This window comes from Candidimonas nitroreducens, assembly GCF_002209565.1.
GTDB classification, from domain to species: Bacteria; Pseudomonadota; Gammaproteobacteria; order Burkholderiales; family Burkholderiaceae_B; genus Candidimonas; species Candidimonas nitroreducens.
This window is the reverse complement of record NZ_NJIH01000003.1, coordinates 366,156-388,512: the sequence shown is the minus strand read 5'-3', so window position 1 is coordinate 388,512 and position 22,357 is coordinate 366,156. Positions and strand designations below refer to the sequence as shown.

At 63.6% G+C, this 22,357-nt stretch carries 16 protein-coding genes; 8 read left to right on the top strand and 8 right to left on the bottom strand.

Features of this window, described 5'->3' with window-relative positions:
- The first annotated feature begins 325 nt into the window (after positions 1-325).
- Positions 326-3,010, top strand: coding sequence for a DNA topoisomerase III (locus CEY11_RS05450; RefSeq protein WP_088602340.1), 2,685 nt, complete (start codon positions 326-328; stop codon positions 3,008-3,010).
- A gap of 76 nt (positions 3,011-3,086) precedes the next feature.
- Here the strand turns inward: CEY11_RS05450 and CEY11_RS05445 are convergent, their stop codons facing one another.
- Genes CEY11_RS05445 through CEY11_RS05430 form a run of 4 tightly spaced genes read right to left on the bottom strand, consistent with a single transcriptional unit; the run spans position 3,087 to position 7,907 of the window.
- On the bottom strand, positions 3,087-4,079 hold the full coding sequence (locus tag CEY11_RS05445) for a Bug family tripartite tricarboxylate transporter substrate binding protein (protein ID WP_088602339.1): 993 nt from the start codon (positions 4,077-4,079) through the stop codon (positions 3,087-3,089).
- Positions 4,080-4,105: 26 nt separating this feature from the next.
- Positions 4,106-4,969, bottom strand: a complete 864-nt coding sequence (locus CEY11_RS05440) for an amidohydrolase family protein (RefSeq protein WP_088602338.1) — start codon at positions 4,967-4,969, stop codon at positions 4,106-4,108.
- Positions 4,970-4,974: 5 nt separating this feature from the next.
- Positions 4,975-7,107, bottom strand: coding sequence for an acetate--CoA ligase family protein (locus CEY11_RS05435; protein WP_158215187.1), 2,133 nt, complete (start codon positions 7,105-7,107; stop codon positions 4,975-4,977).
- Complete coding sequence (locus CEY11_RS05430; RefSeq protein WP_088602336.1) at positions 7,104-7,907, bottom strand: enoyl-CoA hydratase; 804 nt, start codon at positions 7,905-7,907, stop codon at positions 7,104-7,106. The genes CEY11_RS05435 and CEY11_RS05430 overlap by 4 nt, the downstream gene beginning before the upstream one ends.
- Positions 7,908-8,001: 94 nt before the next feature.
- Between CEY11_RS05430 and CEY11_RS05425 the strand changes: the two genes are divergently transcribed.
- Positions 8,002-8,784 carry an IclR family transcriptional regulator gene (locus tag CEY11_RS05425; protein ID WP_088602335.1) on the top strand — a complete coding sequence of 261 codons (783 nt, stop codon included), beginning with the start codon at positions 8,002-8,004 and terminating at the stop codon, positions 8,782-8,784.
- A 9-nt stretch (positions 8,785-8,793) separates the two neighbouring features.
- Here CEY11_RS05425 and ilvB read toward each other — a convergent pair whose 3' ends face one another.
- Positions 8,794-10,545 carry a biosynthetic-type acetolactate synthase large subunit gene (gene ilvB / locus CEY11_RS05420; RefSeq protein ID WP_408608101.1) on the bottom strand — a complete coding sequence of 584 codons (1,752 nt, stop codon included), beginning with the start codon at positions 10,543-10,545 and terminating at the stop codon, positions 8,794-8,796.
- Positions 10,546-10,778: 233 nt separating this feature from the next.
- Here ilvB and CEY11_RS05415 point away from each other — a divergent pair, with 233 nt between their 5' ends.
- The 4 genes from CEY11_RS05415 to CEY11_RS05400 all read left to right on the top strand — a co-directional run bounded on the left by CEY11_RS05415 (position 10,779) and on the right by CEY11_RS05400 (position 15,144).
- On the top strand, positions 10,779-11,402 hold the full coding sequence (locus CEY11_RS05415; RefSeq protein WP_088602333.1) for an SET domain-containing protein: 624 nt from the start codon (positions 10,779-10,781) through the stop codon (positions 11,400-11,402).
- A gap of 128 nt (positions 11,403-11,530) precedes the next feature.
- A complete protein-coding gene (locus CEY11_RS05410; protein ID WP_088602332.1) occupies positions 11,531-11,743 on the top strand; it encodes a hypothetical protein in 213 nt (70 codons plus the stop codon).
- Positions 11,744-12,088: 345 nt separating this feature from the next.
- The gene (locus CEY11_RS05405; RefSeq protein ID WP_088602331.1) at positions 12,089-14,560 is read left to right on the top strand and encodes a YadA family autotransporter adhesin; all 2,472 of its coding nucleotides are present in this window, start codon (positions 12,089-12,091) and stop codon (positions 14,558-14,560) included.
- A 35-nt stretch (positions 14,561-14,595) separates the two neighbouring features.
- Positions 14,596-15,144 (top strand): hypothetical protein, encoded by a 549-nt coding sequence (locus tag CEY11_RS05400; protein ID WP_143322684.1) that lies wholly within the window; start codon positions 14,596-14,598, stop codon positions 15,142-15,144.
- A gap of 206 nt (positions 15,145-15,350) precedes the next feature.
- On the opposite strand, the gene CEY11_RS05390 is transcribed toward CEY11_RS05400, so the two are convergent.
- The 3 genes from CEY11_RS05390 to CEY11_RS05380 all read right to left on the bottom strand — a co-directional run bounded on the left by CEY11_RS05390 (position 15,351) and on the right by CEY11_RS05380 (position 19,140).
- Complete coding sequence (locus CEY11_RS05390; RefSeq protein WP_088602328.1) at positions 15,351-16,973, bottom strand: acyl-CoA synthetase; 1,623 nt, start codon at positions 16,971-16,973, stop codon at positions 15,351-15,353.
- A complete protein-coding gene (locus CEY11_RS05385) occupies positions 16,970-18,142 on the bottom strand; it encodes an acetyl-CoA acetyltransferase (RefSeq protein WP_088602327.1) in 1,173 nt (390 codons plus the stop codon). Before CEY11_RS05385 ends, CEY11_RS05390 begins: the two co-directional genes overlap by 4 nt.
- A 188-nt stretch (positions 18,143-18,330) precedes the next feature.
- Positions 18,331-19,140: an IclR family transcriptional regulator gene (locus CEY11_RS05380; protein WP_088602326.1), complete on the bottom strand. Its 810-nt coding sequence runs from the start codon at positions 19,138-19,140 to the stop codon at positions 18,331-18,333.
- 232 nt (positions 19,141-19,372) lie between these two features.
- Here CEY11_RS05380 and CEY11_RS05375 point away from each other — a divergent pair, with 232 nt between their 5' ends.
- Positions 19,373-20,389, top strand: coding sequence for a TRAP transporter substrate-binding protein (locus tag CEY11_RS05375; protein ID WP_088602325.1), 1,017 nt, complete (start codon positions 19,373-19,375; stop codon positions 20,387-20,389).
- Between the two features lie 13 nt (positions 20,390-20,402).
- Positions 20,403-22,292: a TRAP transporter large permease gene (locus tag CEY11_RS05370; RefSeq protein ID WP_088602324.1), complete on the top strand. Its 1,890-nt coding sequence runs from the start codon at positions 20,403-20,405 to the stop codon at positions 22,290-22,292.
- The last annotated feature ends 65 nt before the right edge of the window (positions 22,293-22,357 follow it).

Below are 22,357 nucleotides of genomic sequence, written 5' to 3'. Positions count from 1 at the left end.
GAGCCAAGCTTGCCCTAAAAGGGAGCCGCACTGGCGAGCGGAACGGGCGATGTATGGGCCTGCCGGCGTTGGACGGCACTGCGGCGCAACGGCCGCCTGCCCGCGACATGGCCCCGGAGCAGCCTCGCCGCGCCAGCGGACGGGCGCGAGCCGGGAAAGCGCCGCCAGATCGGCCTCCAAAGCCAAGACAAACTCCGATACAGGAGATTTATTTATCCATTTATGGATAAAAAAGCCATGCGCGGCAGGGGCTTGACTTGCACTGTGCGAGTTTCCCCACTTATCATCCGCGCTATCACTGCCGAGAAGCAGTAACTGGAATTACATGACTAAAACGCTGATCATCGCCGAGAAACCCTCGGTGGCCCTGGATATTTCACGCGCGCTCGGCGGCTTCAGCCGCGAGGGCGACTACTTCGAGAGCGAGCGCTACGTGCTCGCCTCCAGCATCGGCCATTTGCTGAGCCTGGTGGCCCCCAACGACCCGGTGCGCGGCAAATGGAGCTTCGCCCATCTGCCGGTGATCCCCCCGCAGTTCGAACTCGGCCCCACCGACAAGAGATCGGCCGAACGCCTCAAGCTGCTGCTGCGGCTGCTCAAGCGCAAGGACGTCTCCGCCGTCATCAACGCCTGCGATGCGGGGCGCGAGGGCGAGCTGATTTTCCGCTACATCGTGCAGTATGCCGGCGTGAAAAAACCCATCAAGCGGCTGTGGCTGCGCTCCATGACCCAGGCCGCCATCCGCGAGGCCTTCGAGAACCTGCGCGACGACGAGGCCCTCAAGCCGCTGGAGGCGGCGGCGCGCTCGCGCGCCGAGGCCGACTGGCTGGTGGGCATCAACGGCACGCGCGCCATGACCGCCTTCAACAGCAAGGACGGCGGCTTCTTCAAGACCCCGGTGGGCCGGGTACAGACGCCCACGCTGGCCATCGTCTTCGAGCGCGAGGAACGCATCCGCCGCTTCGTGCCGCGCGACTACTGGGAAGTGCACGCCACCTTCGTAGCCGCCGCAGGCTTCTATAACGGGCGCTGGTTCGACCCCAAGTTCACCAAGAACGAGCAAGACCCGGAACAGCGCGACTCGCGCCTGTGGTCGCAGGCCGCAGCCCAGAGCGTGGTGGCCGCCTGCCGCGACTGCCCGGGTACCGTAACGGAAGAATCCAAGCCGTCCACGCAGATGTCGCCGGCGCTGTTCGACCTGACCTCGCTGCAGCGCGAGGCCAACTCGCGCTTCGGCTTCTCGGCCAAGACCACGCTGGCGCTGGCCCAGGCCCTGTACGAACGCCACAAGGCGCTGACTTATCCGCGTACCGACTCGCGCTATCTGCCGGAAGACTACCTGCAGACCGTGCGCGGCACCATGCAGGCGCTGTCCCAGGGCGGCTCGGCGGCCGCGGCCAGCGTGCAGCCCTTTGCCAAAACCCTGTGCGAGAACAACTGGGTCAAGCCGAACCGGCGCATCTTCGACGACAAGAAGGTGTCGGATCACTTCGCCATCATCCCGACGCTGCAGATTCCGCGCGAACTGAGCGAAGCCGAGGGCAAGATCTACGAACTGGTGGCGCGGCGCTTCCTGGCGGTGTTCTTCCCCGCCGCCGAATTCCGCGTCACCACGCGCATCACCGAGGTTTCGGGGCATCACTTCAAGACCGAGGGCAAGGTGCTGGTCAAGCCCGGCTGGCTGGCCATCTACGGCCGCGAGGCGCAGGGCGACGACACCAACCTGGTGGCGGTCGAAGACGGCGAGACCGTCAAGACTGACGAGATCGAGGCGCGCGGCCTGGTCACCAAGCCGCCGGCGCGCTATAACGAAGCCACGCTGCTGTCGGCCATGGAAGGCGCCGGCAAGCTGGTCGACGACGAAGCGCTGCGCGAGGCCATGTCCGAGCGCGGCCTGGGCACGCCGGCCACGCGCGCGGCCATCATCGAAGGCCTGCTGAACGAAGGCTATCTGCGGCGCGAAGGCCGCGACCTGATCCCCAGCGCCAAGGCACGCCAGCTGATGACGCTGCTGTCGGGCCTGGGCGTGAACGAGCTGACTTCGCCCGAGCTGACCGGTGAATGGGAACACCAGCTCAAGCAGATCGAGCACCGCGCGCTCGACCGCCAGGCCTTCATGCGCGAAATCGCGCAGATGACCCAGGTCATCGTCAAGCGCGCCAAGGAATACGAACGCGACACGGTGCCGGGCGACTACGCCACGCTGTCCACGCCCTGCCCGAAGTGCGGCGGCGTGGTCAAGGAAAATTACCGCCGCTACGCCTGCACCAACTGCGACTTTTCCATAGGCAAGCATCCGGGCGGCCGCACTTTCGAGATTTCCGAAGTCGAAGAGCTGCTGCAGAAGCGCGAAATCGGGCCGCTGTCGGGCTTCATCAGCAAGATGGGCCGCCCCTTCGCCGCGATCCTGCGCATCACCGGCGACTACAAGCTGGAATTCGATTTCGGGCAGAGCGATGCCGACGACGCCGAGCCCGTGGATTTCTCGGGCCAGACCGCGCTGGGCAGCTGTCCGAAGTGCGGCCATAGCGTGTACGAGCACGGCATGAATTATGTGTGCGAGAAGTCGGTGGGCCCGGACAAGAGCTGCGACTTCCGTTCCGGCAAGGTGATCCTGCAGCAGGAAATCTCGGCCGAGCAATTCCGCAAGCTGCTGGCCGACGGCCGCACCGACCTGCTCGACGGCTTCGTTTCCAGCCGCACCAACCGCAAGTTCAAGGCCTTCCTGGTCAAGCAGGCCAACGGCAAGATCGGCTTCGAGTTCGAACCGCGGCCGCAGAAACCGGGCGCCAAGACAGCCGCGAAAACCGCCACCAAGACGGCTGCCAAGGGCGCGACGGCGGCGCAGGAAGCGGGGGCGCCGGCCAAGGCCGCGAAGAAGGCTCCGGCAAAGAAAGCGGCAGCCAAGAAGGCGCCCGCCAAAAAGGCGGCCAGCAAGACCGCCGCCAAGCGCGCCTCGAAGACGGCGGCCGTCCAGAGCGTGCCGGACGACGACGATCCGCCGTTCTAATCAGGGCATGCACTTACGTGGAACAAACGTGGCACCGAGACCCACTGCATTTCAGCGCGGTCTCAGCCACCAAGCCTCAGCCGCCGAACTTGGTTACCTTGGAGAGTTCGGCGTACACCTTCAGCTCTCTGCTGATCGTCTTGCCAAAGGCCGCACCGGTGCCAAACTGCGGAGCCACCCCTTGGGCTTCAAGGCTACGCTGTATCTCGGGTTGGGCCAACAAGCCTTTGATTGTGGATTCCAGTTTGCTTACTATGGCCTGAGGGGTATGTGCAGGCGCCAGGAGGCCGAGCCAGTTATCGCCAAGAATTCCTTTGATGCCTTGCTCTTCAAAAGTCGGAACGTCCGGCAGCAGCGGCGAACGTTCGGGGCCGACGATGGCCAGCGCCCGAAGCCGGCCGTCACGGATGGCGGCCCCGGCGGTAATGATAGATGCCACGGCAAGGGGAACTTGTTTGGATAGCACCGACTGCATCACTTCGTTCGAGCCTTTATAGGGGATGTGGTTGATTTGAATGCCTGCTGCTTGCGCCACCATAGCGGCCGTTACGTGGGTCGTCGTGCCTATGCCTGGAGTGGCATAGCTGATAGTTCCCGGAGCAGCTTTGGCGGCCTTGATGAAGTCCGCCAAAGACCTCCATGGAGAATCGGTACGTACCACCAGCATATTCGGAGACGTGCCAACCGTCGCGATTGGCAGGAAGTCCTTTTCCGTGTCGTAGGGCATCTTCTTATGCACTGACGGCAGGATAGTGTGGCTGCTGATTGCCATCAACAGCGTGTATCCATCGGCCGGTGATTTTGCGACAGCCTGCGCCCCTAATAACCCCCCGGCGCCCGGCTTGTTTTCAACGATAAAACTTTCCTTGAGCTCCAACTGTAGATTGCGTGCGAGCAAGCGCGCAACCGTGTCCGACGATCCGCCCGGCGTGTAGCCTACGATGATTTTTACAGGCCTGGATGGATAAAGATCTGCCGCGTTAGCAGCAGGATGGACGGTGAAGCAAAGCGTCGCCAAGGCGACGGCAACGGGACGAAAAAACGCACGACAGAAAGCCAAAAGATTCATTCAATTTCTCCAAAATGATGCCTTACTTAGACTAGGCCGAGCGCTCGCACTGCGTTGTCGTGCAGCCACTTGCAGCGAATCTCATCGCTCATGGGCAAGGCCTGGATGTCGTCCAGCGCTTGCGTTACGGGCATAAGAGGGAACGCAGAGCCAAAGATGACTCGATCCTTCAGGACGGTAGTACCGTATTGCAACAGCGACTCGTATCCGCTGTTGGGAGTTGCCAGATACTTGGGACGAACAGCAGCCAGCGCGATGTACACATTACGATGACGCCAAGCTACGGAGATAAGCTCCTGAACCCATGGCCAGCCAGGCGGCGCTGCAATCACCCGAAGCTCGGGAAAGTGCACCATGACATCGTCCAGCAACTGGGGATGGCTGTTTCTGATGGGAGAAGTCGTGGAGAAGTTGACTCCACAGTGCACAACGGCGGGAATATTCAGCTCGATGCATTTGGCGTAGATGGGATACATCCGTGGGTCATTGATCGCCAGCTTCAGTTCGAAGCAAGGCAAATTGCATCCACGCATGCCCAAATTCTTCACTGCGTGCTCAAGGTCTCGAACAGCCGCCATGCCTTTGTGCGGGTCAATGCCGGCGTAGCCGATGTATCGAGGGCCGTGTTGCATGCAGAAGGCAGCCACATCTTCATTCGACACCTTGAATCCATAGGTGCTCTCGAGGTCTCGTCCTTTGAGAATCACATGCTTCGCACCTGTATGCTCATAGACATCCAGGTACTGGGCCAGCAGTGTTGCATCGGAAGATTCGCGAGCGCTGGCCACCGCACTCTTCGATCTTTCGTAAACATGGTTGTAGTTCGCCATATGGCTGCCCTGATCTTGAAACTCGGGAGTGGGTGGCTTGCTGCTGAAATCGATGTACATGGCGTTTATCTCAGTTTGACAACACAATCGACAGCGACGAGGCCACCGCTGGCCGCGCCTGGATGTACGATGATTGGATTGACTTCAATCTCAGAGATGTCATCCCGGAGCTCCATGCCCAATTGGGATATTCCTGCGAGAGTCTCTGCAACCGCGTCGAAATTCGCCACAGGCGCACCCCGAAAGCCCGCAAGCAACGGGTAGGTCTTGAGTTCGGCAAGCATCTCGCCCGCTTCGCGCACGGAAATCGGCAGCACGCGCTGGACGACATCCGAAATCAGCTCCGCGGCCACACCGCCCGCAGCAAGAGTCAGAACCGGGCCAAAGATCGGGTCTTGCGCACACGAGACGAGCAACTCGACGCCCCCAGCAGCCTGCTGTTGCACCAGAACCCCTTCGATCCGCGCCTCGGGACAATGCCGATATACGCTGCCAAGGATGTCGTCATGGGCATGCGCCACCTCTGCCGCGCAATTCAGTCCAAGCCTGACGCCGCCTGCTTCCGACTTATGCACGATATCGGGCGACAACACTTTTAGCACCACCGGATAGCCGAACGACTCGGCAAGCCGCAGTGCCTCTTGCGCGTGCGCGGCCGTGCCTTCTTTGGGAACGGGCACGCCATAAAGCGCCAGGACTTCTTTCCCTTCTTTCTCGTTCAAGGCCCGGCGGCCACCTGCCCTTGCTTTGCCGAGGAGGCTGAGCGCCGCCTCACGCCGCACCAGATTCTGCTCAACCGGCCGAGGCCAGTGCTGCCACTTCTCTTTCTGCACATTCCAGTGCGCGATAGTCGCTATCGCGCTCGCCCCACGGCCCGTGTCGTTGAAGACGGGAATTCCAGCTGCCTCTAGATCGGCAACCCGCTTGCATCGCCCAGTTACAAGCACACAAAGCAGCTTTCCCGAGCCTCCAACGGCTCGGATCAACTGCGGTGTCAATCCATCAATCAAGTTGGCAGTAGAAAAGAAAACGACGGTATCCAGTTCCTCTGCCTGCAGCAGCACACGCAAGCCGTCCTCAAAGCCGTCCGGTGAATTGACAACATTGGCTGTGATATCGACCGGATTCACGATCGTGGCAATGGCAGGAACATGCGGGCGTACTGCAGCCTGGAGGTCATCTGACAGCCTGGGCACGGTCAAGCCCGCAGCAACAAATTTATCTGTAAGAATGGCTGCGAAGGCGCCAGAAGTGGTAAGAATGCCAACCCTGGTGCCCGCGGTTCTCCGGGAGAACTGGGCAAGATAGGCGAGTTCTGCCAGTTGCTCCATATCGTCAGCTCGCATGACCCCCAACTGCTTGAGAGCCGTCTTGAAAACACTGTGCGATCCGGCCATTCGAGCGGTGTGCGATGCTGCGGCATCAGCGCCAGCGGAAGTCTCGCCAACTTTGTAAAGAACCGTTGGCAGCGCTCGCTTACGCAGCGCAATCATTTGCTCAACAAAGCCATCCGAGCCATCCAAGCCCTCAATGTAGCCGGCTACCACCTTGGTGGATGCATCCGCAGCCACATAGGACACATAGTCCGAAAACCCGACACAGATTTCATTGCCGGTATTCAAAATGTAGTTTTCGCCCACGGCTCGAGCGTGCAAGCTGTTGTGCACGGCGATGCAAGCGCCTCCGCTCTGGGCAACAACTGCGACACCGCCAGGAATCGGCGGCGATTCGAGCATGGCGCTCATGAAAGTCGCGTAGCTCTTGTTTGCAACGTTCACCAGGCCAATGCCGTTGGGGCCTGCCAGCAGTAGTCCCGTTGCATCGCATAGCGCTGCAATCGCGCGCTGCAATTGGCATCCCTCGTCTGTTCCGGTCTCAGCGAAACCGCCCGCGAAGACTACTGCTGCCCTGATACCCTTGGCAACGCACTGCTTTAGGGTTTCCAGCACATCCTGGGCGCCCAAGGCAATAATCGCCAGATCGGGGGTGAAGGGCACTGCAGACAGATCGGGATAGCACGGAAAGCCTTGTACCTCGGTGTATTTTGGGTTCACACCGCACACCTTGCCTTGAAACCCGAACGCTTGAGCCATATGTAGCGGACGGCCGCCGATGCGTGTTGCCTGCGCCGAGGCTCCAACCACGACAAATGACTTTGGGGCAAGCAGCGGATCCAAATTCCTGGCTGTTTTGCTCACCGCGACATATCCTTGGCACGCTTGATGGTCGAGTCCAGGCCGCGCCCGAGGTGCTCCTGGAATTCCTTGGTGACGTGAGAAAGCTGATGCAGGTCGAAGTGCGCCGCAAGCGCAACACGAAACCCTTGGGCATCCCACGTGCGATTCAGGCTGCGCTTCACCAATCGGATGCCGAATGGCGGCGCCATGGCGATCATTTTTGCCAATTCAAGCGTCTGCGCTTCGAGTTGATCGAAGGGCACGACCTTATTGATCATGCCCATGGCCTCTGCCTCCGCGGCTCCTAGCTTGCGACCGGTAAACAGAAACTCTTTGGCTTTGCGCATGCTCATCACCCAGGGATGAACCAGTACCTCCAGGCTTGCCGTCCCCATGGAGTGAGCAACCGGATCCCAAAAATAGGCATCCTCTGAACACACGATGAGGTCGCACATGTTGGCAATCATGAAGCCGCCGGCGATGCATCCGCCCTGTACTTGAGCGATGGTCGGTTTCTTCAGATCGTGGATGCGTAAGCTGTACTCGTAGAAATGCTCTTCTTCATATTCCCAACGTTCTTCTACAGTAGGGTTGGGCCGCTCTATCTTTGCCGCCTTCAGATCGTGGCCCGAAGAAAAGTGGGGGCCGATGGCCGCGATGATGATGACATGAACGGTTTCATCGTGCTCAGCCGCTACCAGCGCTTGGTTCAACTCTACAAGCAGCGTCTTACTTTGAGCATTTCGAAGTTGAGGGCGATTGAGTGAGATGCGAGCGACGCCCTCGGCTGGGTGCTCGACAAGAATATACTGATAGCTCATTTAAAAGTCCATTATTTGAACATTATTAATTAATATCAGTTAATATATTTCTCCATCTCTATTCGTACAAACTTTTATATATAAAGTCCGAATAATGAACAAATTATCTGAAAAGCCAAAACCAATGCCTTCCGCGCAGACGGTGGAACGTGCAATTGAATTGTTGAGGCTTGTGGCGATGCATGGCCATGCAGGGGCTCGACTTCTAGACCTGACGAAGGAGTCGGGCATGGCTCATCCCACGATCCACAGAATCGTCAAACGCCTTTGTGTTGAGCGCGTACTCGCGCAGGAGCCCACCACAAAGCACTACTTCCTGGGATCCTTGCTATATGAGCTCGGCCTTGCGGCGCCGAGCCCCGTAAAGCGGATTGACCGCTTGAGACCTGTGCTCAAGCGCCTGGCTAAGGCAACAGAGGATACGGCCTACTTGACAATGCGCAGCGGTGACGAGGTCGTGTGTGTCGCTATTGAGGAAGGAAGCTATCCCATTCGAGCCCGCACCTTCGAGTTAGGCGCTCGGCGGCCTTTAGGCATCGGAGCAGCCGGGCTGGCTTTACTCGCCGCATTGCCATATGCCGAGATGGACGACGTAGTCTCGCGCAATCTACTTGCGCTGGAACGTTCGGGCATTAGCAGCGCCGTGATCCACGAGAGGGCAAACATTGCTCGCGCGGACGGATACTCGATAAGCAAGGGGCTTATTACCTCTGGAGTCGTCGGCATTGGCTTTGCCATTCCTTCTGCCATTGGCTACCCGTACCTCGCAGTGAGCGTGGCCGCAATTAGCTCACGAATGCAAGAAGACCGATTACAGACAATAGCCAAAAAATGCCAAATAGCCGCTAAGCAAATTGCTGTACTCGAGGCATCCTGAGTAGCCGCCTCAGTCCTCGACGTACCAGGTGTCTTCGGACAGCATGACCTGCTGGTGGCCGTAGCCGGCGGGCATCATGGGGAAGCAGTTTTCCTGGGACAGCACGACCACGTCCAGGAAGTACGGGCCGTCGCTGTCGAGGCAGGCGCGCAGTGCGTCATCGAGCCCGGCGGGGTCTTCGACGCGCGCGGCGTTCCAGCCGAAGGCCTTGGCCAGCGCGACGAAATCGGGAAGCGAGGCGTTGTAGCTGTGGCTGTAGCGGCCCTCGTGGATCAGCTCTTGCCACTGGCGCACCATGCCCATGTGGCCGTTGTTGCACAACACCACCTTGATGGGAGTGCGGTGCTGCGAAGCGCTGGCCAGTTCCTGGATGTTCATGAGCACCGAGGCGTCGCCGCTGACGCACACCACCGGCTTGTCGGGGTGGGCTATTTGCGCGCCCAGCGCCGCCGGCACGCCGTAGCCCATGGTGCCGGCGCCGCCCGAGGTCAGCCAGCGATTGGGGCGGTTGAACTTGATGTACTGCGCGGCCCACATCTGGTGCTGGCCGACGTCGGTGGAAATGATGGCGTCGGTGCCCGTCAGGGCGTGGTCGAGCCGCTGCATCAGGTGCTGCGGCAGGATGTGCTGGGTGGAAGGCTGAACCCGCAGGCAGTCGCGCGCGCGCCAGACGCCGATGCGCTGCCACCAGGGGTCGAGCCGGGCCGGATCCAGCGGCGTGGCCGTGAGTTCCTTGCGCAGCGCGCGCAGCAGCGGGTAGCAGTCGCCCACCATGGCCACGTCGGCGCGCACCACCTTGTTGATCGAGGCCGGGTCGATGTCCAGGTGGATCTTGCTGGCGTGCGGGCAGAAGTCCGACAGGCGGCCGGTGATGCGGTCGTCGAAGCGCGCGCCGACGCAGATGATCAGATCGGCGTGATGCATGGCCAGGTTGGCCTCCAGCGTGCCGTGCATGCCCAGCATGCCGAGGAAGTGCCGGTCGTCGGCCGGGAAGGCCCCCAGGCCCATCAGCGTCAGTGTGCAGGGCGCGCCCAGGTCTTGCACCAGGCTGGTGAAAGCATGGCAGGCGTCGACGCCCGAGTTCACCAGCCCGCCGCCGCCGTAGAACACCAGCCGCTTGGCCGCGGCGATCAGGGCCGCGGCGCGCTTGACGGCCGCCTCGGCCGTGGGGCTGGCGGTCTCCACACCGCTGGGTTCGGCCTCGGCGGTGCTGGCCGCCGCATCGGCCGGCACCATGGCCATCTGTATGTCTTTGGGAAAGTCGAGCAGCACCGGCCCGGGCCGCCCCTGGGTGGTAAGGCGGTAGGCCTTGGCCGTCATGGCGGCCACGTCTTCGCAGCGGCGGATCTGCGCATTCCATTTGGTGACCGGGCGGGAAATGCCGACGGCATCGCATTCCTGGAAGGCGTCGGTGCCGATGGCGCCGGTGGCCACCTGGCCGCTGATGCACAGCACCGGGATCGAGTCGCACATGGCGTCCAGCAAGCCCGAGGTGGTGTTGGCCATGCCCGGGCCCGAGGTGACCAGCACCACGCCCGGCCGGCCGCTGGAACGCGCATAGCCTTCGGCCGCGTGCATCGCGCCCTGCTCGTGGCGCATCAGCACGTGGCGGATGCGCGGCTCGGAATACAAGGCGTCGTACAGGGGCAGCACCGCCCCGCCGGGGTAGCCGAAGACGGTGTCCACGCCCATGGCGATAAGGGTTTGCAGCAGGGTTTCGGCGCCGTTGCGCGCCGGGGTGTCGGAAGAAGAAGTAGTCACGGGGGATTCACGCGGAGGCTGAAATTTCATAAGATTACGCACTGCCCGGGGGTGCTCTGCACACATCGCCCGCGGGCGGCCCGAAGCCGCGGCCCAGGCCCGGTGCGCCCCGACTGCGGGGCGGCCGGCAAGGCAGGCGGCTCGTTGCACGGTTTTCCCTATTATCCACCACTCGGGCCGCAAGCGGCCCGCCGCCCATCCGACATCCCGGCCACACTCGAGCGACACCACCCATGACCCGATCCTCCGCCCCCTGGCATGCCGTCAGGAAATCCACCCTGCACGGCAATGGGGTATTCGCCGCCAGGCACATACCGGCCGGCACCCGCATCGTCGAATACGGCGGCAGGCGCATCAGCAACGAACAGGCCGACGCGCTGCATCCGGTCAACCCGGACGACCCGTTCCACACCTTCTTCTTCGCGCTCAGCTCGGGCAAGGTCATCGACGGCGGCAAGCGCGGCAATGATGCGCGCTGGATCAACCATTCCTGCAGCCCGAACTGCGAGGCCAGGGAAAACGCCGCGGGCGAACGCGTGTTCATCGTCGCCCTGCGCGACATCGAGCCCGGCGAAGAGCTGTTCTACGACTACGGGCTGGTGCTGGACGAGCGCCTGACCAAGAAACTCAAGGAACAATACCGCTGCCTGTGCGGCACGCCCGAGTGCCGCGGCACCATGCTGGCGCTGCCGGACAAGAAAGAGAAGAAGGAAAAAAAGGCAGGGAAAGAAAAGGAAGATAGGGAAGACAAGGAGGACAAAAAGCAGGAGCAGAAGAAGGAAAAAAAGGAAAAGAAGGGGAAAAAGGACAAAAAGAAGCGCGCCGCGAAGAACAAGGATAAGGACGCGCAGGACTGACCGCCGCACCGTGCCGGCGGCCGGCGGCGCGTCCGGCCGGCACGGACATTTCACAAATTCCCGACACTTGGCTGCGCCGGCCTTGGATCCCAATAGGGCTTGATCTGCCATGAGAGCCCCGGCATCACATGCCCAAGCTCGACACCGTCCGCTCTCGGCGCGCGAGCGGCCACGCATGTAAAGCATCGACCAGCAGTTTCCCTTCTCCCGGCGCATTTGCCTTCGACCCCCGCCTGCCGGATCTCGTCTGCCTGATCCATGGCTTGGCGCTCAATCTCATAGAGCCGGCCGATGTGCCGCGGCGCCTGCTCGGCCGGCCGGCCCGCGCTCCCGGCGCGTAGTTCGAAGCGCTTACGCCATCGCGCACCGGCGCCTGCGAACGATCAGCCCGGCGATCCGTAAATAAGCACGGGGCGGCCACGGCGGCGCCGAACACCTTCGACCGCCCGAGCCAGAGCCGTCTCGCCGCCAAAGCGTGTGCCCATCAGTTCGACGGCCTCCCGAAGGCGGCACTTTCGATGCCGCGCACCCGCCACTGTTCAAACCCCTGCGTCTCTTCCGGCTGCTGGAGATACATCGCTTCATCCATTCGAAGGATGAGCATGTTCCGCAATCTAGACAAAATGTCCGACAAGGTTTTTTAAAACATCAATACAGCCAGGCACGAAACGGAGGAACACAACATCATGTGCGCAAAGCCTTACGAACTTGACTTGAGGGCCGGCCGGCCGCAAGCCGAAGGGAAAACCACGGAGTCACGCGGCGCAAGAAAGTCCGCCGCAAGCCCGGCTCGGGAGCTGGGCGGCCCGCTGCGCGGCACGCCGCTGCTGGCGGCGCTGGCACTGGCTTTTCCACTGGCTGCCGGCGCCAGCACTTACGAGGCGGGCTTCAACTCGAATGCCGAGGGGGAGATGTCGGTGGCCGTCGGGGTGAATCTTTCCGCGTTTGGAAATTACGACGTAGCGATCGGATCCTGGGTCGACGTGAATGGCAGCTCATCTCTCATTGGCCAGAAGACCTATTCCACCGTGGTGGGCTCGGAGAGCAACGTGGAGGGACTGCACAGCACAGCGGTCGGTTCCTACAACAAGGTCGGCTGGACCGCGTCACACGACAGGCCCACGGACGGCTCCAGCGCTTTTGGCTACCTCAACACTGTTTATGGCGACGGCAGCACCGCCCTGGGCCTGTCAAACAGCACAAGCCAGGACAACAGCACCGCGGTAGGCAGCGGCAACAAGGCCTCGGGCTCCGCAAGCAGTACCTTGGGGTATGGCAATACGGCTTCGAGCGCTGAAAGCAGCGCCTTGGGGTACAGCAATACCGCATCCGGGCAGGGCAGCAGTGCGGCCGGCCATAGAAATACCGCGTCCGGCGAGAATAGCAGCGCCTTCGGCTCGGGCAATACGGCCCTGGGGCTGGACTCCAGCGCGGTAGGCATGGGCAACCTTTCCCAGGGCGACTACAGCAGTGCGATGGGCATGGGCAATATCAGCGAGGGCGCTTACAGCAACGCCATGGGCCGGGCGAACAAGACCATCGGCGCACACAGCACGGCCATGGGCAGCGGTAATACTGCCAATGGCGATTACAGTGCGGCGCTGGGGCACGAGAACACCGCGACGGGGGACGGCAGCATCGCCTTGGGGGATACCAACACGGCAGACGGCGACCGCAGCACGGCGCTGGGGCAGGACAATGCCGCGACAGGGGAAAGCAGCATCGCCCTGGGGGATACCAACACAGCGGGGGGCGAACACAGCACAGCGCTGGGACAGGGCAACCAGGCGACCGGGAACAACAGCACTGCCCTCGGAGACTCGAACACGGCGGCCCTTTCCGGCACGGCGGTGGGCAGGGACAATAACGCCTTTCTGTATGGCACGGCAGTTGGTATGGCGAATACCGCCGGCGGCAACAGCAGCACGGCTTTGGGTGCAATGAATCACGCCGACGGCAACGCCAGCACTGCTGTCGGATACCTGAATCAGGCCAATGAGACCGACAGCACGGCTTTGGGATACTTCAACAATGCCAATGGCGAGTCCAGTACGGCCGTGGGCTCAGGCAATACCGCCGACGGCGACTACAGCACGACGCTGGGCCTGAGCAACCAGGCTACCGGCATAAGCAGTACCGCTCTGGGCCATACGAACAAGGCCGCGGGTTCCGACAGTACCGCCCTGGGCACCGACAATACGGCCAACGGCACCGCCAGTACGGCGACCGGGTACAACAATACAGCCACCGGCGGCGGCAGTACGGCCCTGGGCGCAAACAATGCCGCCGAGCAGGACTACGGCACCGCCCTGGGGTACCGGAACCTGGCGCAGGACACATACGCCACGGCCCTGGGCTCGGGCAACACCGCGGCGGGCGCCTCGAGCACCGCGGTAGGCACGGGCAATAATGTAGCGGGCTTCCACAGCACTGCGGTGGGCTCGGGGAACCAAGTGGCGGGGAACAACTCGGGCGCCTTCGGCGATCCGAACATCGTCACGGGCGCAGGCTCTTACGCTTTCGGCAACGACAACACCATCGCTCAGGACAACACCTTCGTCCTGGGCAATAACGTCGTCACTACCCAGGCCAACAGCGTGGTGCTGGGCAATGGCTCGGCCGACCGCGCCGCAGTGGCGGTCAGCGGCGCCACCATAGGCGGCAAGGCTTATGTGTTCGCGGGCGGCGCCCCGCTGGGCGTGGTCAGCGTCGGGGCGCCCGGCGCCGAGCGCCAGGTACAGAACGTCGCGGCGGGGCAATTGAGCGCCACCAGCACCGATGCGGTGAACGGCTCGCAGCTCTATGCCACCAACCAGGCCATCGGCAGCCTGGCAGACCAGACAAACCAGGCCATCGGCAACTTGGCCGACCAGACGAACCAGCAGGTCAGGCGCCTGGACAACCGTATCGACAGTGTGGAAAGCCGTGCCAGCGCGGGCACGGCGGTGGCGATCGCCGCAGCCAGCCTGCCGCAGGCCTCCTTTGCGGGCGAACACATGATCAGCCTGGCCAGCGGCACCTGGCGCGGCGAGAGCGGTTACGCACTAGGCGTATCGACCGCCACGCAGAACGGCAAATGGGTGATCAAGGGGGCGGCCATGGGCTCCTCGCGCGGCGACATCGGCGCCGGGGTCGGGGTCGGCTACCGCTGGCGCTAGGCCGGCAACTCCAAGAATCAGCCATGGACGGTTTCATGAGATCGCGTTCCGCCCTTGTCTACGGGGCCCTGCTATGCTGCCTGCCGCTAACGGCCTGCCAGCACCTGGCGCCCAAGCCGGACGCCGCCCAAGCGCCGCCCGCGGCGCCGACGATGGCCGCCCCACCCGCCTTCGTCGCGCCCCGGCCACCGCCGCAGCAGGCACAGAAGGCTGCGGTGGGCTTCATGCTCGCGCAGGGCCAGCAAGCCCAGGGCCTGTCGCCGCTGAAGACCGCCAAGGGCATGATCTGGGTTCTGCCCCGACCAGCCATGACGCAGGCAGACCTGGGCCGGGTAGAAGCGCGCCGCTGGGACAAAGGGCAGCCCTTCGTGCGTTTCGGCTTCTCGCCGGAGGGCGCCAAAAAGCTGGCAAACATCAGCAGCCGCTACAAGGGAAAGATCCTGGTGGTGGCGGTGGGAAGCTCGATCATCGGCCTGATGCGGCTAGACGGGCCAGTAGGCAATGGGACGCTGGATCTGCCCGTTGCATCGGAGCGGGCCGCCATCGACATCGCCAACGCCGTGGGCCTCGCACCCCGGCGATGAGGCGGGCCACGCCAGGCAGCGATGCCGGCGCGGCCAATACCAACAGCGGAGAACGCAGCGGCCCGCCGCGCAGCAGGCCTTGCGCCAAGGCCTACCCGATGCCCGAGGCGCCGCCGGTTACCAGCACGACATTCGATTGCTTGTCCATGGCCTTCCTCTCCTTATCGTCGCGCCCTTTTGCATGAGCAGGCCCTGGTGTCGCTGCCTCATTCCACCGGCAGCAGGCCGCGTTTCTCCAGTTCCTGGTACACCATCTTCTTGGTGATCTTGCCGTAGCCCGACTTGGGCAGTTCAGGCCAGACGACGATCTTGCGCGGGTGCTTGTAGCGCGCCACATTGCCGTCGAGCCAGGCGCGGAAGGCCGGCTCGTCCCATTGCGCCGCGTCCTGCAGCACGCACACCATGACGCCGACCTCGCCCCACTTGGGGTGCGGCACGCCCAGCACGCAGACTTCCTTGATGCCGCCGTAGCCCAGCACCTTTTCTTCGATTTCGCGCGGGTAGACGTTGGAGCCGCCCGAGATGTACATGTCGGACTCGCGTCCGGTGATGTACACATAGCCCTGCTCGTCCATGTGGCCCAGGTCGCCGGTGCGAAACCAGCCGTCGCGAAACGACTTGCGGTTGGCCTCGGGGTTGTCGTAATAGCCGGCGAACACCGCCGGGCCGCAGACGCAGATCTCGCCGGTTTCGTGCGGCGCCAGTTCGCGACCCGAGGCGTCCTGGATGGAAACCTGCATGCCCGTGCGCGCATAGCCGCAGGAGCCGGCCTTGGCCATGCCGGCATCGTCGGCCGCATGCTCGGACGGCGGCAGCACGGTAATGTTGCCCGTGACTTCGCCCAGGCCGTAGTACTGCACCAGCACCGGCCCGAGCTTGTCGAGCGCGCGCTTCTGGTCTGCGCGATACATAGGCGCGCCGGCATAAATGATGCGCGACAGCGAGGAATGGTCGTGGCGGTCGACGCTGGCGTCGCCCACCATCATGTTCAGAATGGTAGGCACCGTGAAGAAGTTGCTGACCCGGTATTTCTCGATGGAGGCCCAGGCCCACTCTACCGAGAAGCGCGGGCTGGTGGAGAACACCGTGGCCGCGCCGCGCGCCACCTGGGTCAGGAAATGGACGCCGGCGCCGTGCGACAGCGGCGCCACCACCAGGCTGGCGTCGTCGGCCGACAGGCCGGGCATCAGGTCGCAGATATGGTTGGTGATGACGAAGGCCATCTGGCCATGCGTAAGCACGGCCGCCTTGGGCTTGCCGGTGGTGCCGGAAGTAAAGAAGAACCAGCAGGGGTCGTCGTAATCGACGCGCGCGGCCTGGTGCGCAGGCTGCGGGCCGCCTTCCCGCGCCAGCTCGTCGATCGAGGCCTGCGCAAAGGGCGCCTGGCCGATGCGTGCAAACAGCTTCAGATCGGGAATGGATGCCGCCAGGCGGGCGTGCTCGGGAAAGTCGGCGTGGCAGATGAAGCCTGACACGCCGGCGCTCGCCGCCAGGTAGGCGACCTCGTCCGGGGTGATGCGGAAATTGGTCGGCACCCAGACCGCGCCGATGCGGAAGGTGGCCAGCATGGCTTCCAGCATTTCTCGGCAGTTGGAAGAATGCACCAGGATGCGGTCGCCCTTGCCCAGGCCGCGCGCCTCGAAGGCGCACGCCAGCGCCTGTACGCGCGCTTCCAGCTGCGCCCAGGTGTGGGGCACATCGTCGCAGATCAGCGCCGGACGCTGCGGCAGCCGCGCCGCCGCCTGCGCAAGAAAAGTGGCCAGGTTCATGACGCGCCGCGAGACGGGGGCCAGCCCGCCCTTGGGATCCTGCACGCCGGCCTGCGTCATTTGGCGCGCTCCAGGATGCTGACGTAATTGGCCACGGCCGCCCCGCCCATATTGAATACGCCGACCGTCGCCGCGCCCGGGATCTGCATGCCGCCGGCGCTGTCGGTAAGCTGCATGCAGGCCATGACGTGCATGGACACGCCGGTGGCGCCTATGGGATGGCCCTTGGACTTGAGGCCGCCCGAAGGGTTGACCGGCAGGCGGCCGTCCTTGCGCGTAATGCCTTCCTGCACCACTTTATAGGCCTCGCCGCGCGGCGCCAGCCCCATGGCCTCGTACTCGATGAGTTCGGCGATGGTGAAGCAGTCGTGGGTCTCGACCAGGTCGAGGTCGTCGAGCGTGGCGCCGGCCTCGGCCAGCGCCTGGCGCCAGGCGCGCGCGGCGCCCTCGAAGGCGATGGGGTCGCGCCGGCTCAGGGGCAGGATGTCGTTGACGTGCTGGCGGGCCTTGAAGCGGATGGCGCGCGGCACATCGGCGGCCAGGTCTTCGGACACCAGCACGATGGCCGCGGCGCCGTCCGAGATCAGCGAGCAGTCGGTGCGCCGCAGGGGCTGCGCCACGTAGGGGTTCTTGTCGGAGACGTCGTTGCAGAAGTCGAAGCCCAGGTCTTTGCGGATCTGCGCGTAGGGGTTGCTGACGCCGTTGTGGTGGTTCTTGGCGGCGATCATGGCCAGCTCGCGGCTGCGGTCGCCGTGGCGCGAGAAGTATTCCGCCGCGATCTTGCCGAACACGCCGGCGAAGCCGCCTTCGATGTCGGCCTCTTCCTTGCGGTAGCTGGCATTGAGCAGGATGTCGCCGATTTCGGGCGTGGGGCGGCTGGTCATTTTCTCGGCCCCTACCACCAGAGCCACGCGGCCGCGCCCGGACTCGATGAAGTCCATGGCCGTGTACAAGGCCGCCGAGCCGGTGGCGCAGGCATTCTCCAGGCGCGTGGCCGGCACATAGGCCAGGTCGGGGTCGGCCAGGGCCACCAGCGCGCCCTGGAAGTCCTGCTTCTGGAAGCCGTTGTTCATGACCCCGACGTAGATGCCGTCGACGTCCTTGCCGGCCAGACCCGCGTGCTGCAGCGCGGCCAGCGACACGCGCGCCATGAGCGTCTCGGTGTCGGGTTCGATGAGTTTGCCGAAGGGGATGTGCGACCACCCCGCGATGACTGCCTTGTGTGCCATGATGAATGTCCTAGAAAAACAATTGATATCCCAAAGCCCGCCCGTCGTGCCACCCTGTTGAGTGGCCGCCTTGTTGGGTGGCCGCCCTGTTGCACGGCCACCTTGCTGCGCGGCCAACGCGGGCGCCGCGCGGCTATCGCGCCGCACGCCGGCCACACCCCTGCCGCACGCCGCCAGCGGGGCCACGTTCAGCCCGACAGCGCCTGCGTGCGCAGGCTTTTTTCCAGCTTGCCGACTTCGCGCTCGAGCGCCTGGGCCAGTTCGGCCTCGCGCTCGGGCCCGAGCCGGCCCTCGACCGTAGCGATGCTCAACGCGCCGACGACATCGCCGTTCTCGCCGCGCACCGCCCTGCCTATGCCCAGCGAGCCCGGCAGCACCAGGCCGGGGTTCACCGAATAGCCCCTGGCGCGGCTGCGCGCGACCAGCTCGCGCAGCACCTCGCGGTTGTAGCGCGGGTAGTTGGCGACGATGTAGTCGAGGTTTTCCTGTATGCAGTGTTCCGCCTGGGCGTCGTCGAGCGCGGCGAGCATGGCCAGGCTGCCCGCCCCCACGCCCAGCGGGTGGCGGTCGCCGGCCAGCAGCGCATGCGACTTCAGGGGATAGTCGCCCTCGATGCGCAACAGGCATATGGCGTGCACGTCCTGGCGGATGGAAAAAAAGGCCGCGTCGCCGGTTTCATGCGCCAGCCTGGCCACGTGCCGCGCGGCGGTCTTGTGCAGGCCGTAGCGGTCGGCGGCGATCAGGCCCAGCGCATGGCAGGCCGAACCCACGTAGTAGCGGCGGCTGACGGGTTCCTGCTCGACCAGGCCTTCGGCGATGAGGGCCGTGGTGAGCCGGTGCGTAGTCGACTTGATGAGCCCGGCCTGCTTGCTGAGCGCCGACAGCCCTATGCCTTCGTTGCGGCTGCGGGCAATGCAGCGCAGCACGGTGACCGCGCGATGTATGGCCTGAGTGCCGGAGGCCTGCTGGCGTACGGCAGGACTCTCATTTTGTTCCATACTATGAACCCAAAAGCTTGATCTATTTAGTCTCCAAAGCACGATTCTACGTAACGCCTAGGGCTTGTCAACGAATTTAGAAAATTTTGGTTTTCCCTGGTTCCATAAGATAGAATTGGCGCATAGAATAAGTGGCGTTGCCGATATACACACCAAGGGCTTTCGTGTAAAACCTGGTTACCTGCAACCCGATTCAATCAATAAGCCAAGCCATGGCCAAGGAGACACTTCAATGAAGCTGAGCCGCCGTTCCTTCCTCATCACTTCCGCCGGCGCCGGGGCCGCGATCGCCGCCGCTCCCCTGCAGAACGTACTTGCCGCCACCACCTTCCGCTACAAGTACGCGAACAATCTGCCCCTCACGCACCCCATGAACGTGCGCGCCAAGGAAATGGCAAAGAAAATCGAAGAAGAAACCAAGGGTCGCTTCAAACTGCAAATATTCCCCAGCAGCCAGCTGGGCTCCGATACCGAAACCCTGAACCAGCTGCGTTCGGGGGCGGTGGAATTCTTCACGCTGTCGGGCCTGATCCTGTCCACGCTGGTGCCCGCGGCGGCCATCAGCGGCATCGGCTTCGCCTTCCCCAACTACGACACCGTCTGGAAGGCCATGGACGGCGACCTGGGCGGCTACATCCGCGGCGAAATCGAGAAAAGCGGCCTGGTGGTCATGAAGAACATCTGGGACAACGGCTTCCGCCAGGTCACCACCAGCAACCATCCCATCAATGGCCCGGCCGACTTCAAAGACCTGAAGATCCGCGTTCCGGTCAGCCCGCTCTGGACCTCGATGTTCAAGGCCCTGAAGTCCGCGCCCACCAGCATCAACTTCAACGAGGTGTATTCGGCGCTGCAGACCAAAGTGGTCGACGCGCAGGAAAACCCGCTGGCCATCATCCAGACGGCCAAGCTGTACGAAGTACAGAAGTACTGCTCGCTGACCAACCACATGTGGGACGGCTTCTGGTTCCTGGGCAACGGCAAGGCCTGGAACCGCCTGCCCAAAGACATCCAGGCCATCGTCGCCAAGCACGTCAACGAGGCCGGCGTGAAAGAACGCGCCGACGTCGCCGCGCTCGATGCCGAACTGCAAAAGAAGCTGTCCAGCGAAGGCATGGTCTTCAATACGCCGCAAAGCGGCCCGATCCGCGACGAGCTGCGCCAGGCGGGCTTCTATTCCGAATGGAAGAAGAAGTTCGGCGACTCGGCCTGGGCCATTCTGGAAAAATCGGTCGGCTCGCTGGCCTGAGCCAGGCCTCGCCATGCTGTCGCAAGCCTCCGATCCGCAAGTCATTGCGGGCGGCGGGCTTGGCGACGCCGGGGCCGCGCCCTGGGTCGCCAGGCTCGACAGATTCCTGGGACACCTGATCGAAATCCCCGTCGCCCTGCTGGTGCTGGCGGAAGTCGTCATACTGTTCTCGGGCATCTTCGCCCGCTATGTGCTGAACACCCCGCTCATCTGGTCCGACGAGCTGGCCTCTTTGTTGTTCCTGTGGCTGGCCATGCTCGGCGCGGCCGTGGCCTTCCGCCGCGGCGAACACATGCGCATGACCGCGCTGGTCAGCAAGGCCACGCCGCGCACGCGCGCCTTCCTGGAAGTTTTCGCCGTCACGGCGGCGCTGGCCTTCGTGCTGCTGGTGCTGGGCCCCAGCCTGCACGCCACCCACGAAGAATCCGTCATCACCACCCCCGCCATGGGCATCAGCCTGGCCTGGCGCACCGCCGCCCTGCCGGTCGGCCTGGCATTCATGGCGGTCTTCGCGCTGCTGCGCCTGTACAAGGCGGGCAACTGGCGCCCGGTGGCGGCCTCGCTGCTGCTCATCGTCATAATCGGGGCGCTGCTGTATTCGCTTACCCCAACCTTCGAAGACCTGGGCAACTACAACCTGCTGATCTTCTTCGTCGGGCTGGTGGCGCTGGGCGTATTCGCCGGCGTGCCCATCGCATTCTCGTTCGGCCTGGCCACCTATGCCTATCTGCTGTTAAGCACCACGGTGCCCGTGTCCATCCTGGTCAATCGCATGAACGAGGGCATGTCGCACCTGATCCTGCTGGCCGTGCCGCTGTTCGTGTTCCTGGGGCTGCTCATCGAAATGACCAGCATGGCGCAGCGCATGGTGGCCTTCCTGGCCAGCCTGCTGGGCCACGTGCGCGGCGGCCTGTCGTACGTGCTGATCGGCGCCATGTACCTGGTGTCGGGCATTTCGGGCGCCAAGGCGGCCGACATGGCGGCCATCGCGCCGGTGCTGTTCCCCGAAATGAAGAAGCGCGGCGCCGACGAGGGCGAGCTCATCGCGCTGCTGTCGGCCGCGGGGGCGCAGACCGAAACCATTCCGCCCAGCCTGGTGCTGATCACCATAGGCTCGGTCACCAGCGTGTCAATCACGGCGCTGTTCACCGGCGGCCTGCTGCCCGGCGCGGTGCTGGGGGTGATGCTGTGCCTGGTGGTCTGGTGGCGCAACCGCCGCGAGAACCTCGACGACGTGCCGCGCGCCAGCAAGCCCGAAATCTTCAAGGGCTTCTTGGTGGCCCTGCCGGCGCTGGCGCTGCCCTTCGTGATCCGCACCGCGGTGGTGGAAGGCGTGGCCACCGCCACCGAGGTCTCGACCATAGGCATCGTCTACTCGTGCCTGATCGGCATCCTGGTCTACCGCCGCTTCGACCTGCGCCGCATCTACCCGATGCTGCTGGAAACCGCCTCGCTGTCGGGGGCCATACTGCTGATCATCGGCGCGGCCACCGGCATGGCCTGGGCCCTGACGCAATCGGGCTTTTCCAGCGACCTGGCCGACTTCATGGGCTCGCTGCCCGGCGGCGGCGCCACCTTCCTGTGCGTGTCCATCGTGGCCTTCGTCATACTGGGCAGCGTGCTCGAAGGCATACCCGCCATCGTGCTGCTCGGGCCGCTGCTGTTCCCCATTGCGCAGGAACTGGGCGTCAACGAAGTGCACTACGCCATGGTGGCGGTGCTGGCCATGGGCATAGGGCTGTTCGCGCCGCCGTTCGGCGTGGGCTATTACGCGGCCTGCGCCATCGGCCGGGTCGAGCCCGCCAAGGGCATCAAGCCCATCATCGGCTATCTGTGCTCCATCGGCATAGGCCTGATCATCGTCGCCGCGGTGCCCTGGCTGTCGACGGGCTTCCTGAAGTAGCGCGACGCGCCAGCCTTGAACGGGCCCGGTTTGAACGCGCCCAGCGCCCCGGGCCCGAGATTCAC

Coding starts and splice junctions, on each gene's coding strand:
- CEY11_RS05450 (WP_088602340.1), top strand. CDS start 326: ATGACTAAAACGCTGATCATCGCCGAGAAACCCTCGGTGGCCCTGGAT.
- CEY11_RS05445 (WP_088602339.1), bottom strand. CDS start 4,079: ATGAATCTTTTGGCTTTCTGTCGTGCGTTTTTTCGTCCCGTTGCCGTC.
- CEY11_RS05440 (WP_088602338.1), bottom strand. CDS start 4,969: ATGTACATCGATTTCAGCAGCAAGCCACCCACTCCCGAGTTTCAAGAT.
- CEY11_RS05430 (WP_088602336.1), bottom strand. CDS start 7,907: ATGAGCTATCAGTATATTCTTGTCGAGCACCCAGCCGAGGGCGTCGCT.
- CEY11_RS05425 (WP_088602335.1), top strand. CDS start 8,002: ATGAACAAATTATCTGAAAAGCCAAAACCAATGCCTTCCGCGCAGACG.
- CEY11_RS05415 (WP_088602333.1), top strand. CDS start 10,779: ATGACCCGATCCTCCGCCCCCTGGCATGCCGTCAGGAAATCCACCCTG.
- CEY11_RS05410 (WP_088602332.1), top strand. CDS start 11,531: ATGCCCAAGCTCGACACCGTCCGCTCTCGGCGCGCGAGCGGCCACGCA.
- CEY11_RS05405 (WP_088602331.1), top strand. CDS start 12,089: ATGTGCGCAAAGCCTTACGAACTTGACTTGAGGGCCGGCCGGCCGCAA.
- CEY11_RS05400 (WP_143322684.1), top strand. CDS start 14,596: ATGAGATCGCGTTCCGCCCTTGTCTACGGGGCCCTGCTATGCTGCCTG.
- CEY11_RS05390 (WP_088602328.1), bottom strand. CDS start 16,973: ATGACGCAGGCCGGCGTGCAGGATCCCAAGGGCGGGCTGGCCCCCGTC.
- CEY11_RS05385 (WP_088602327.1), bottom strand. CDS start 18,142: ATGGCACACAAGGCAGTCATCGCGGGGTGGTCGCACATCCCCTTCGGC.
- CEY11_RS05380 (WP_088602326.1), bottom strand. CDS start 19,140: ATGGAACAAAATGAGAGTCCTGCCGTACGCCAGCAGGCCTCCGGCACT.
- CEY11_RS05375 (WP_088602325.1), top strand. CDS start 19,373: ATGAAGCTGAGCCGCCGTTCCTTCCTCATCACTTCCGCCGGCGCCGGG.
- CEY11_RS05370 (WP_088602324.1), top strand. CDS start 20,403: ATGCTGTCGCAAGCCTCCGATCCGCAAGTCATTGCGGGCGGCGGGCTT.